At 60.5% G+C, this 12942-nt stretch carries 10 protein-coding genes; 4 read left to right on the top strand and 6 right to left on the bottom strand.

Annotated elements, in window-relative coordinates:
- Positions 1 to 19 precede the first annotated feature (19 nt).
- Together EWV35_RS09025 and EWV35_RS09020 are read left to right on the top strand one after the other, a co-directional pair.
- Positions 20 to 1126, top strand: coding sequence for an FAD-dependent monooxygenase (locus EWV35_RS09025; RefSeq protein ID WP_129660774.1), 1107 nt, complete (start codon positions 20 to 22; stop codon positions 1124 to 1126).
- Between the two features lie 32 nt (positions 1127 to 1158).
- Positions 1159 to 2091: an alpha/beta hydrolase gene (locus tag EWV35_RS09020; RefSeq protein ID WP_129660771.1), complete on the top strand. Its 933-nt coding sequence runs from the start codon at positions 1159 to 1161 to the stop codon at positions 2089 to 2091.
- A 71-nt stretch (positions 2092 to 2162) separates the two neighbouring features.
- Here the strand turns inward: EWV35_RS09020 and EWV35_RS09015 are convergent, their stop codons facing one another.
- A complete protein-coding gene (locus EWV35_RS09015) occupies positions 2163 to 3104 on the bottom strand; it encodes an MBL fold metallo-hydrolase (RefSeq protein ID WP_129660768.1) in 942 nt (313 codons plus the stop codon).
- Between the two features lie 153 nt (positions 3105 to 3257).
- Between EWV35_RS09015 and EWV35_RS09010 the strand changes: the two genes are divergently transcribed.
- The gene (locus tag EWV35_RS09010) at positions 3258 to 4979 is read left to right on the top strand and encodes a CocE/NonD family hydrolase (protein ID WP_129660765.1); all 1722 of its coding nucleotides are present in this window, start codon (positions 3258 to 3260) and stop codon (positions 4977 to 4979) included.
- A gap of 89 nt (positions 4980 to 5068) precedes the next feature.
- Here the strand turns inward: EWV35_RS09010 and EWV35_RS09005 are convergent, their stop codons facing one another.
- The 4 genes from EWV35_RS09005 to EWV35_RS08990 all read right to left on the bottom strand — a co-directional run bounded on the left by EWV35_RS09005 (position 5069) and on the right by EWV35_RS08990 (position 9192).
- The gene (locus tag EWV35_RS09005; RefSeq protein WP_238654331.1) at positions 5069 to 5821 is read right to left on the bottom strand and encodes a pyrimidine reductase family protein; all 753 of its coding nucleotides are present in this window, start codon (positions 5819 to 5821) and stop codon (positions 5069 to 5071) included.
- On the bottom strand, positions 5818 to 6696 hold the full coding sequence (gene folP, locus EWV35_RS09000; protein ID WP_129660762.1) for a dihydropteroate synthase: 879 nt from the start codon (positions 6694 to 6696) through the stop codon (positions 5818 to 5820). Before folP ends, EWV35_RS09005 begins: the two co-directional genes overlap by 4 nt.
- A gap of 222 nt (positions 6697 to 6918) precedes the next feature.
- Positions 6919 to 8397, bottom strand: a complete 1479-nt coding sequence (locus tag EWV35_RS08995; RefSeq protein WP_129660759.1) for an amino acid permease — start codon at positions 8395 to 8397, stop codon at positions 6919 to 6921.
- A gap of 138 nt (positions 8398 to 8535) precedes the next feature.
- Positions 8536 to 9192, bottom strand: a complete 657-nt coding sequence (locus tag EWV35_RS08990; protein ID WP_129660756.1) for a TetR/AcrR family transcriptional regulator — start codon at positions 9190 to 9192, stop codon at positions 8536 to 8538.
- Positions 9193 to 9341: 149 nt separating this feature from the next.
- On the opposite strand from EWV35_RS08990, the gene EWV35_RS08985 reads away from it, so the two are divergent.
- Entirely contained in the window at positions 9342 to 11621 is a 2280-nt protein-coding gene (locus EWV35_RS08985) for an ABC transporter permease (protein WP_165168472.1), read from the top strand.
- Between the two features lie 91 nt (positions 11622 to 11712).
- Here EWV35_RS08985 and EWV35_RS08980 read toward each other — a convergent pair whose 3' ends face one another.
- Positions 11713 to 12810 (bottom strand): amidohydrolase family protein, encoded by a 1098-nt coding sequence (locus EWV35_RS08980; RefSeq protein ID WP_165168470.1) that lies wholly within the window; start codon positions 12808 to 12810, stop codon positions 11713 to 11715.
- Positions 12811 to 12942 lie beyond the last annotated feature (132 nt).

Here is a 12942-nt window from a genome sequence, read left to right as displayed (position 1 = left end):
CGAGGAAGGCAATTAGAGCATGGAAATCTCGGACCTGAAAGAAATGAACATCGCCGTCATCGGCGGCGGTTACGGCGGGGCGTCTGCCGCCATGGCCTTGGATCGGCTAGGTGCCAAAGTATCGGTTTACGAAAGAGCAAAGGCCGTATTCGAGGTGGGTGCGGGCATCGGCCTCCGGCCCCCGACAGTCGAGCTGTTCCGGAAGTGGGGCATCTTCGAAGGCATTGAGAAAGTCAGTTCCCCCAGCGACCACCTGGAAATCTACAGTGCGGACGGAAAAACCCTCCTTGCCGAAGAAGAGTGGCCACATCTCAGGGACTACGAGCAGATCAACTACAACCGCATCATTCATCGAGGCGATTTCATTGACGTATTGCTCGGGGCACTTCCCGAGGGAATGGTCCACATAGGCCACCGCGCCAACGCCATCACCGATCACGGCGACCATGCCTCGGTGAGTTTCGAGAATGGCTCTGAGATTTCGGCTGACCTGGTGATCGGGGCTGACGGCATTCGCTCGAGAATCCGCGAACAGCTGTTCTCCGCCGAACCGCCGGTCTATTCAGGTGAACACGCATATCGAGTCGTGATCCCCATCGACCGGGCCCACGGCCTGGTAACGGATAACAACCCACGCTTCTACATGGGTGAGAATGGAACAATCGCGTACAACCTGCCGTTGCGCCATCGCGGTGACCTCTCCTACGACATCACGGCAAAGTCCAACGAGGAGGCTTGGGAACCGGAAGTCACCAATGAAGAACTCGTTTCGCTTCTTGAGGGCTTTGACAGCCGAATCGTGGCGGTGGCCCGGGATCTGGACATGTCGTCGGTAACCTGCCGGTCTGTCTACGACATCAACTCACTGGATTCCTGGCACACCGATTCGGTGGCACTGCTAGGGGACGCAGCTCATGCGATGTTGCATCATCAGGGGCAGGGTGCCAATTCCGCTATCGCCGACGCTGCGGCAATAGCCAGTGCGTTGGAACAGGCAGGATCGGTTCCGGAAGCCCTCCGTCTCTATCAGGAGGCTCGGAAACCAGTAACCGACGAGCTCCAACGCGTTTCCCGCTTGGGCTGGGACGCGAAAGCCGTAGAGTCCGCTTTTCCGGCTCAAGTCTGACCTACCGCCCCGCCAGGACCGAAGGAGTTTTCATGAGCATCCACCCAGAGATCGCAAAGATTCTCGAAAGCATCCCTGCCGCCACCGATGAGGTTCCCGACCCGGAGTTCATGCGCGAACAGGAGAAACAACAGATACCTTCTCTCGGCCAGCGCCCCCACGTCCGTGAGGTCGAGCAACGGACTGTCATCGGAGAGGACGGCCGGAATATCCCCGTTCGAGTATACAAACCAGAGAGGCGGACTGGCGCTCGGCCGGGCGGACTCACGGTCTATTTCCACGGAGGCGCATTCTTCTCCGGCAGTCTCGAAACCCACGATCACGTGGCTCGGGCCCTCGCCAAGGAGACCGAGTGGACCGTAATCTCGGTAGGGTATCGGTTGGCGCCTGACTCTGCTTATCCGGCGGGACTGGAAGACTGCTACACCGTGACTCGCTGGGCTGCCGGAACGGACCAGCTGGAGTGGGACGGAGTGCATCTGGCAGTTGCTGGCGACAGCTCGGGCGGAAACTTCGTGGCCGCCGTCGCCGCGAGAGCCCAGGATGACGGTTTCGACAAGATCACCCACCAGGTGCTCTACTACCCATCGCTCGACCTGGATTTCGACGTCAATCGATACGCTTCTTTGAAGGAGAACGAACAAGGATATGGATTGGAGACGGCCGGCCTGAAGCCGTTCAATGCTCACTATGTCGAGTCGGGCGCTGACCCCGCGGACCCTTTGGTCTCTCCGATCAAGCGCGAGGACCTGACAGACCTCCCACCGGCGCTCGTGCTCACGGCACAATACGATCCGTTGCGAGACGAGGGAGAATTGTATGCCAGTCGATTGCAGGAGGCGGGTGTCAGAACACAGCTGACGCGATATGAGCGGGCCAACCACGGATTTGTCCAAAACTTCTCGTGGATTCCGGAGTTCTACCGAGCATTCGAGGAGACGGCCGCTTTCTTGACAGAGGGATGACACGTTGCCCTAGCGCCTCCGCAACGAGTCAGAGAGCTCAGCCACTGCGCATGCTCCGAAGCGGATAGCACCTACAGCTCACCTGACTCGTATGTGCGGCGGTATCCGTCCATCGTGGTGAAGAACGGGGAGGGTTCCAGGGCAGGATCACCGGTATAGCCGAGTTGACGTGCGACGGGCTCGAACGGCGAATAGGGCGAGTCCGTCTGGACGAGCCCACCCTCGAGGTATTGACGGACGGCCTTGCGCACGCCCGCCTCGATCTCGAGGCTTTCCTGAATAGCGTGGGCGGCCTGGTTGGCGTCAAGCTCCATGTCATAAGGGATACCACCCGCGGTCCTGTAGGGGTGACCGAGGTACAAGGTCCTCGGTCTGATGTCGTCACGCAGGCACAAAAGACTTCTCTTGTACGCATTCGGATCTTCATACCCTGGGAAACCGTTGGCGGCTCCGTGAACTTGAACAGCGTCCCCCACGAATACTGCAGTGGAATCCTCGACGACGTAAGCTACCGACCCTGCAGTGTGGCCCGGGATCGAATAGACCGTAACCTCGACATCGCCCAAACTGATGGTCTCGCCACCTTCGACTGAGAGGTCCGGCTCGATCTCGCCGGAAATCGCACGATCCATCATCGACCTTTGCTCCTCAACACCATCGGGGTCATCAAGGTACTGTTGGCGCACGTCGATGTACTGCTGAATATGTGCTTCCCTCGAGCGCAACAAGGGCACATCTGCTCTGTGGAGGACAATCTTCGCCCGGTTTCTCGTCATTTCCCGGAGGGCCGCCGCACCACCGAGGTGATCGACATGACCGTGTGTCAGCAGGATCCAACGTACGTCTTCAATACTGCGCCCGAGATCTTCGAGGTTTGGCACCAAACCATCCCGAGGTGAAGCCGCCACCCCGGTGTCTACGATTGCGGGTTCAGGGGCGTCGATGAAGTAGCTGTAAAGGCCAAAACGCCCCCACGGGGAGACGATCGGATAAATTTTGACTGGTTCTTCCATGCGGATACTCCTGAACTGACCAAGCCTTCCGCAACTTTCTCACGCCCCGGAACGGTCGAAGTCATTGATGGATATAGGTTTATTATAATAATATTATTTAGATAATGACACCCTGCTTTCACGGCGGAGGATCACACAAGGGAACGAGGAACCATGCAAGAGACGCACAATTGGACTGTGGCCGGAGAGAACATACGCATCCATAAGGACCTCACGGTTCCCATGAGAGACGGAGTAAACCTCACGGCGGATCTTTATGAGGGCGCGGAGTCCAAGCCGCGCCCAGCCCTCGTTGCTCTCAGCCCATACGGCAAGGAACTTCAGGCCCTGGCGCTGACTACCCCTCCGCAACGACGCCCAAGCCCATTGTGGGACGGGTGCATCGAGGCCGGAGACATAGCCCGCATCGTCAAGGAGGACTACGCGCACGTCATTGGCGATCTGCGCGGTTCCGGCACAGCCGAGGGCGAGCACATCGGCAATTACAACGCGGGTGGAGTCTCTCTTGGAAAGGATGCTTACGACTTCATCGAGTGGGTCGCCGACCAGCCATGGTGTGATGGAAATGTAGGCATGGTCGGTATCTCCTATTTCGGCTCGATGCAGGTACTTGCCGCGGCAGAACGTCCGCCCCACCTCAAAGCTATCTTCGTCTCCGGTGGCCATTACGACTTCTACGAGACCACGTATCACGGCGGAATCATGTGGTTCATGCCCCGCGCTGCTCGAGAAGGTCGCGGTGGCGACTCGGGCTGGGCTTTTACCGATCGCATCAAGTCCCGCATGCTCGAGGAATTCTCGCCTAAAGAAATCCAAGCCAAAGTCGCGGAACGACTCAAGGACCCAGATATTACCGCTTGGCCCAATCTGGTGCATCTACTGAACTACCCCAAGCACCACGAGGCGTGGTTCGACATCGTGATGAATCACCTCGATGGCCCCTGGTACGAAGAGCGCAATCCCGTTGCCCTTGCACCGAACATCGACATCCCCGTGTGGTTACAGCTGGACCAGGGTCGAGGCTGGACGCTGGACTCGACGATCGAGGTCTTCGAGAAGATCCAAGGACCGAAGAAATTGGATATCGGGCCCTACCCGCCGATGCAATCCCGACCCTTCGTCGAGGAACACGAGAAAATGTTCCACTGGTATGACTACTGGCTCAAAGGAATCAACAATGGTGTCATGGACGAACCGGCGGTGACGGTTGCGGTTGAAGGGTCCCACGAGACGGTGACAGGTCAGCAATGGCCCCCGCACGAAGTCGTACATCGCGCACTCTACCTGCGACCGCGGGGAAAACTGACCAGCGACCGCGAACCGATGGGCGTGGAGCACGCGCACATGGATGGCTTCTTTCAGCCCCCACTAACGGTTACGGACACGATAGAGATACTCTCGTGGAACACCGAACCCTTCGCCGAAGCCACGGAGATGATGGGAGCCGGGGCGGCATACCTGTTTGTGGAAATCGACCAACCGGACACCAATTTCATTCTTCGGCTGTGGGACACACCCCCTTCGGGCAAGAGACAACTCATCACAACGGGTTATCTGAAGGCGTCCCATCGCGAACTGGATCGGTCACAGAGTACGGAGGGCTCGCCCGTACATCCGCACACTCGCGAAGTTCCGGTGGAACCGGGCAAAATCGAGGAATACGCCGTTCGCTTGTACCCCTTTGCGCACTCTTTCCTTCCGGGTCACCGTCTGACCGCAGAATTGTCCAACGCCGAGCCACTGGCCGATGAGCACAACGCGCTGTTACCACCGGATGCTTTCCATTTACCGGTGGGACGCCCAGTGACCCATAAGGTCTATCGGGACTGGGATCATCCGTCCCGGCTGGTCCTGCCGTTCACGGTCACTCGTTAAAGCCGGTGCCTCGGCCCAGGTGGACGTGGGGCTGCGAATTGCCGAGGACTTCGGGCGCTCGAATCCTTCCACCCCTGGTGCCGGGAGAGTCAATTGCGTATATACCTCAGCAGCAGCTCATCCCCTGAACGCAGGATCGAAGCCAGTGAGAGGTGCGTCGGTGCGAATTCCGCGGATGCGGCTATGCGCCTGGCCGTTCCGGCGAGGAGCTTCGGGGCGATCGTCAGACACAATTCGTCCACCGCCCCGGCCTGAAGAAAGGATCCGAACAGTTCCGGCCCGCCTTCACTGTGAATACGATGCAGACCTCGCGCAACCAGGTCAGCCCGGACTGCGTTCGGGTCCACAGAGAACCCCCCGTCGGCGGAGGAGATGACGACGTCCGCCACGTCCGCGAGCGCGTCGCGGTGGGCTGCGTCGGCCTGCGCAGAAACGTACACGATGGGCCGCACCGGTGCTTCGGTGAACACCCCGGAGTCCGGCGACAGTGCCGCGGACCCGCTGACGAGGGCGAATACGGGTTGCGCGGAGAGCCCGTGGGCCTTTCGCCAGGCGGCGGCTTTCTCCGGAAGAACCATCGCACCGTAGCCTTCGGTACGGACGGTTCCCGCTCCCACCAGCACCACGTCCGCGAGGTACCGAAGAAGATCGAAGACGCGGGAATCGCCAGGGCCTCCGAGGCTTCCCGAGACCCCGTTGACCGCGACCGCGCCGTCCAGACTCGCGACGAAGTTCATGCGCAACCACGCGCCGTCGTGCCCGCTTCCGGGTGAGTAGACGGAGAGGATCTGCTCGTCGGTCAGTGACTCGATCGGGGTCGGGAAGATCTGATCCATGCTCATACATTTCCTTCTGGCCAGGCGTTGTGCTCGACGCGCACGGGTGCCCGCCAACCGCGAATCGCCTCGTACATGCGGGCCGCGTCTACGGCCGCGGCGACGTCGTGCATCCGGACAATCCGCGCCCCACGTTCGAGACAAGCCATCATTGCTGCGATCGAACCGGAGACTCGCTCGCCCTGCGCCCGATCAAGGCTCTCCCCGATGAAATCCTTGTTCGACACCGCGGCCAGCAACGGCAGACCGAGCGAGGCGAGCTCGTCGAGCCTCCGCGTGATCTCGAGCGTATGGAGAGTGTTCTTATCCAAGTCGTGCCCCGGATCGATAATGATCTTCTCACGCGGCACCCCAGCGTCCACCGCCCGATCCACGCGTTCGGCGAGGAATTCGCGGACCTCCCTCACGACGTCGGAGTAGGCCGCCGCTGGCTTTTCCTCGCGCGGCTTCCCGGCGCTGTGGGTCACGACGACGTGCGCACCAGTATCCGCAATGGCCGACGCCATCTCGGGGTCGGCAAACCCGCTGGTGTCGTTGATCACCGACGCCCCTGCCTCGACCGCGGCCCTCGCGACCTCGGCGCGATATGTGTCGACCGAAACGACGACGTCGCTCGCGGCCGCAACGCTGTGGACCACCGGCAAAATACGGTCAAGCTCCTCAGCTGCGTCTACCGCCGGGCCCCGCCCGAACGGGACGCCGCCGATATCGACCCAATCGGCGCCCATCTCCGCGGCCCGCAATGCCGAGGACACAGCCGCCTCGACATCATAGGTTGCGCCGTGATCGTAGAAGGAATCCGGAGTTCGATTGACCACCGCCATCACCGCGACCTGTCGTTCGAAATCGAATACCCGGCGTCCGATGCGGTGAGAGGTCATGCGGTCCTGGGCTCCTGGGCGGGTTCTGGGTCAGGTGGCGATCAGGACCCCAGTTTAGCCATGTCGTCCGGGCCTTCGAAGCGGTTCATGTGCCGTCGTCATGGAACGATATCGATCGTGCTTCTGCTGCCCCGTTCAGGGGTGCGTTTGAGCCTCACTGACGTGCCGAGCGATAGTGACACCCCAAGGACGACCGCGTGAGGGTGTCCTCTGAACCGGCGCCTATTTCTCGCCTGCATCGTCGAACTGTTGGCGGATCTGGCGCGGAGAGACCAGGGGAATCTCCGAGGTCAGCGGTCGATGCTGCTTCTGCAGGCGGCGCTTGACCACCTGCCACAACAGCGCGAGCAACAGGAACCAGAACGGGCTGAGAATCGCGGCAATGCGGGTATCCTCGCTCAGCGTCAAAGTGACGGCGATGAAAACGAAGAATGCGAGCACCACCCAGGGGGCGAGTCTGGGCAACGGCATCCGGAAACCCGACGCCTCATGCCGATCGGGGTGCCTGCGGTAGTACAGGATGTAACTGACCACAATGGATCCCCACGTGAACAGGATGTCCGCCGAACAAATCGAACTGACAATCGTGAAGGCCTGCGTCAGGGCATCACCACCCAGCAGGAGCGGGACCGCGGCGAACAGGAAGACCGTGGTGAAGAAGACCGCCTTCATGGGTACGCCTCGCCGCGTCGTATAGTTCAGCGCCTGGGGAGCGTGGCCATCCTTGGACAGGCCGAAGGCCATGCGGGTTGCGGAATAGACACCGGAGTTGGCGCTCGAGGCCGCCGAGGTCAACACGACCAGGTTGACAACCAGAGCAGCCCCGGCAAAACCGGCGTTGCCGAACATCGTGGTGAAAGGGCTCTGCTCGGGATCGATGTGATCCCACGGCGTGACCATCATGACCACGGCAAGAGACCCGATGTAGAAGATCAGGATGCGCAAGAGGATCGAGTTGATGGCCCTGGGAAGATTGCGGTGCGGGTTCTCCGTCTCCGCCGCAGTGGTGCCCACGAGCTCCAAGCCGATGAATGAGAAAATGGCCAGTTGGAAGCCCAAGAAGAATCCGGTGATGCCCGTCGGGAAGAACCCGCCGTGCGTCCACAGGTTGGACACCGCGGCTCGAGTTCCGTCACCGTTCTCGTAGCCGGTCAGAACCAGGACGATTCCCACGAAGATCAGAGCCAGAATCGCAACGATCTTGATGATGGCGAACCAGAACTCGGTTTCCCCGAAGGCTTTGACCGGTTGGAGGTTCAAAACGATCAGGCCGATGGCCGTCATCAGAGCAGGCAGCCACACGGGAACCTCGGGCCAGAAGTACTGGACGTACGCGGTGATGGCGACCAAGTCCGCGACGCAGCCGACGACCCAGGAAAACCAGTAATTCCACGAAACCATGAACCCCGCCCAGGGCCCGATGTTGTCCTTGGCGATGTCCCCGAAGGTCTTGTAGTTGAGGTTCGACAGCAGCAACTCACCGAGGGCACGCATGACGAAGAACAGAACGAAGCCGATGAGTGCGTAGACCACGAGCAAACCGGGTCCGACGAGGTTGGTGAGCTTGCCCGATCCGTAGAACAGGCCGGTTCCGATGGCTCCGCCGATTGCGATGAGCTGGAGGTGCCGGTTCTTGAGCCCCCGGGCAAGAGTTTCCCCCGAACCGTTGGCGGATGACGCTGTCGTTGAGTTCTCGCTCATGCCCCGTCTTTCTGGATGGTAGCTTCGATCACAGGTGATCTATATTACGTCACCCGACACCGTGAAATACCGAACCGGAAACAGGTCCGAGAGGGAACCGGCCGAAGGCACACCTGACCACATCAAATACCGTGTCGGTCAGAGAAACGGCAGAGTTCCGGCCCCGAGCTCTCCTTCGGGATCCGAGACCGGGGCCGCGAGCATTCCGGCCGCAGCATCGATCAGAAATCGGCCGACCTGCATCCAGTTTCCTCGGTGTTCGCCTTTGTTCATGAGTTCCTCTTGCTCCGCGCATACGCGAATCACAAGATGTGCCATGAGGTACGACCGTCCCTGCAGCACGCCGTCGGAGATGCCTTCGACTTTCCGTTGCACAAATTTCACGTCCTCAGGGACGCCGGTGTCTCTGGCCACCTTCGTCACAATGTCCACCGCCGAGGGAACGGACTGTACCTGGGACAGGAATTGGGCGCGCCAACTCGGTCGGGGAAGACTGTCCAGCAATTCGAAGAGCGGCACCAGGCGCGCACGGATAATGTCATGCACGCTCGGCGAAGGCCCCAGGGCCGCGAGAAGCTCCTTGCGCCGTCGCCCCATGGCTTCGGCATGTCGTTCCAACAGGGCACGCAACAGCCCGTCTCTACCGCCGAAGTGGTAGGAAATCGCCGAGTGATTGGCGGCCCCGGCGTGCTCGACGATGCGACGGTTCGAAACCGCGTCGATCCCATGGATCGCGAAGAGCTCTTCCGCGGAATCGAGCAGGCACTGCCTCGCCCGATCGCTGTACCTTGCCATGCCCCTCAACTTCCCTTCGCAACCGACCTCATCACCATGGCAAATCGGGGCCGATTTCACAATTGTAAGTCACGTGTCTTAGATTGAATCAGTTGAGATCAGTGGCCAACGGAGATCGCTCGACTTCCGAACCATCAGGAGGCTGAAAAGTGAGCACCTCGTATCCACCGAAGCATCGAGAGGTGCAGAAGATCAGAAGTTCCAAGGACGCGGAATCGGAACCCGAATCTGCCGAGGAGCAAGCCGAGGCCAAACGGGCCAAGGCGGAGCTGGTCGGGCGCACCGTTGCAATTTTCGTCATGCCGCTCATCTTCGTGGGCATGATGATCACCAGCTACCTCGGCACCATGCATTCCCCTACGCCTAAGGACATGCCCGTCGTCGTGGCGGGTTCCTCGTCGCAAACCGAAGGCCTCAAGTCCGCCCTCGACTCTTCGGAGCCGGACGCCCTCGACGTCAAAACCGCGAACAGCGCCCACGACGCACGCAAGCAGGTCTACGAACGCGATGCTTCGGCCGCGGTCGTCGTCGACGGCAACCAAGCAACTTTGTACACGGCCGGTGGTGCAGGTGCCCAACAAGCCACGCTCACCACCAGCCTGGTCACACCCGCCATCGACAGCGCGGGCCTGAGCCTCAAGACCGAAGACCTCGCGCCTCTGCCGAATAACGACCCCGCCGGTCTCGCGGCTATGTTCCTCATGACCGCGATCGTGATGGCCGGATACCTTCCGTTCAGCGTGCTGAGGTCCAACTCGCCGGAATTGCTGAAATTCAGGCGCGTGGTCCCGGTCCTCGGAGCCTGGGCGGCCGTGATCGCCGGTTTGGTTTGGCTTGTGACCGGCCCGGTCCTCGACATCATCGCTCCGGAACATGCCGCCGCGATACTTGGCATAGCTTGGTTGGGCGTATTTGCGATCGCCTCGGTGCAGTTGTTCATCACCAGAATCGTCGGGGCCATGGGCGTGATCTTCGGAATCCTGTTCCTCATGGTTCTCGGCATGCCCTCGTCTAACATGGCCATGCCGGTATATACGATGCCAAGGTTCTTCCGGTTTACGCACGAGTTCTTGCCGATGCCGGCCATCGGCGAATCCTTGCGTTCGGTGCTCTACTTCGAGGGCAATTCAGTGGCCGGCCACCTTCTCGTGTTGGCGATCGGCGCGGTCGTCGGCCTGCTCCTGACCAAGGGCTACGACTACCTTCAGCACAAGAAGAACCCGAATCCCGAACCTCTCAGCGTGAACATCCCGTCGATCCACGGCGGCCGACGCCCTGACTCGAAATTCATCCGCTACGTCTCGCTCGCGATCTTCCCTCTCGCCATGGTGACCATGATGATCACCTTCATGCTCGGAGCAATGCATTCACCGACGCCCAAGGACATGCCGGTCGCCGTCGTCGGTTCGACTGCCGAACAAGCGGAGCAGACCGCCTCCACCCTCAAGCAGAACACGGGGGACATGTTCGACTTCACGGCGATGACCGACAGCGACGACGCGCGTGCCCTCGTACAGGATCGCGACGAGGTCGCCGCCTTCGTGCTGCCGTCGCAGCAAGATCCCGAATTCAAACTGATCGGTAATCAGGCGGCCAATAACAGTGCCTTCCAAGTCGTGAACCAAACCTTTGGCCGGGTCGCTTCGGCTCAGGATATGAAGCTCAACGTCGACGACGTTGCCCCCTTGCCAGATCGCGACAAGAACGGTGTGTCCGTCTTGTACATCGCCATGGGATGGATCCTCGCGGGGTTCATGGTCGTCATCGTCGGAGCGAACGCGAACCCTTGGAGTCGACCGCTCAAGAGGATGATCCCTCTGACCATCGTCTACGCAGCCTTCATGGGCTTCGTGGTTTCCCTCATCGCGGGACCGATCACGGGCGCAGTCCAGGGGCATTTCGCGCAACTATGGGGATCGGGAATCATCTCGATATTCTGCATCGCCATGTTCGCCATGGTCTTCGAGAGACTCATCGGAATGTTTGCCATCATTCCCGTGATCGGAACCCTCATGTTTGCCGGTGTTCCGTCCTCCAACGGCGCGATCTCCGAGTTCATGATCCCGAAGTTCTTCGCGACCCTCCACGACTTCCTGCCGATGCCCGCGGCGGTGGAGACGATCCGGTCGATCCTGTACTTCGACGGCGACGTCGTAGGCCAGCATCTGCAGGTCCTGGGCATTTGGGGGTTGGTCTCTCTGGCCTTGGTATTCCTCATCGACAGCCTCAAACCGCCGCGCACCGAACACGACTTCGGCAATTTGGAGCACGAACGGGCGAGAGAGGCAGCCAAGGAGAACCTCGGTGAACCTCCGGTTGAGCCGACCGCCTCACAGGAGGAGCTCGACGAGGGAGCGAATGATTCGGTCCCCGCTGCGCGGCCCCACAGCACCGTCGATCACCATGATCTGGTACGGGCCGGAGCCTGACCCTGAATCCGTCCGTCTCGGTAGGACGAGGCCCCAAGGCGATCATTTCAGCTTGGGGCCTCGTCCCCACCGCCGCGGAAACTCCGCATGGTTATTTCACTCCTTCTATGCTCCGGCCGCCGAGCCAGACCCGTTGGATCTCTCTGGTCGCCGTGACCTCGCGTGTCGGATCCCCCGTCACGAGCACCAGATCAGCCCGCTTCCCTGGTTCGACGATGCCCCGGTCGTCGAGTTGGAACGTCCGGGCGTTGAGACTCGTCGCGCTCTGGAGTACTTCCACCGGAGAGAGACCGGCCTGGTTCAAGAGATGGAGCTCTTCGTGAAGTGAGGTTCCGTGAACGACGTTCGCGGGCACACCAGGTGCTTGGTTCGCGTCCGTCCCCGCCAGAAGGATCGCCCCTGCCTCGCGCATATCGGATACCGCCCCTGTCGCCCACCTGTATTCGAGACCGTGGTCCGCGAAGAATTCTGCGGTTCCTTTCATCATTGTCAGCGTCGGTGAAGAGACAATGCCCTTCTGCACCATTTCGGCAAGCAGAGTCGGGGGCAAGCTCCGATCGAGTGGCGCGTGGGTCAGGACGTCGACGCCAATCCGGACTCCGGTCTGATATGCACCCACCGCGATGGCATGAGCGATCACGAGTTTTCCTGCTCGATGAGCCTCATCGACTGCGGCCTGGGCGACGTCGAGGTCCAACCCGCCATTTCCCGGACTCTCGAGAATCAGCTTGATGTAATCGCTTCCCTGATCCACACGCTCTTTCACGAGGTCACGTGCCCGGTGCGCGTCATCCGTCATGGATTCTTCGGGGAAATTCGGGATGCGCGCATGCGTTCCGTGATGAGACACGAGAGGCGCACCCGCGGTGAGGATGTTGCTCCCGTGACCTTCGCGGCGGACCTGCTGCTGGAATTCGTACGGCCACATGGCCATGTCCATTGCCGTGGTAATTCCGAATTCGAGGAGGTCGTCGAGCTGGTTCGGGTCGGTGATGTGCACGTGGGAGTCGATGAAACCGGGCAGGAGGGCGCGCCCGGTACCATCCACAGTGTCATCCGCCGAGACAGCACCCAGTGAGCCTGCAGGCTCAATGGACAGGATCCCCGACTCGTCGAAAACAACATCGTGCCGACCCTCCAGGAGAATTTCGCCATTGAAGACGCTGACGGAGCTGATGAGAGTTTTCACGGATATTTCTCCTGATCGAGTTACGCTTCCGGGGCCGATTTGCCCAGGACTGTTGCGCAGCCGTCGCCACGTTCTTCGTCCATGACCTCCAGACTGCTCTTCTCGCCCGAGAACTGTCCAGGAGTTCTCCGT

Source organism: Rothia uropygialis (assembly GCF_004137765.1).
Lineage (GTDB): Bacteria > Actinomycetota > Actinomycetes > Actinomycetales > Micrococcaceae > Rothia.
The sequence above is the reverse complement of the archived record's forward strand: the minus strand, read 5'-3'. Positions and strand labels throughout refer to the sequence as shown.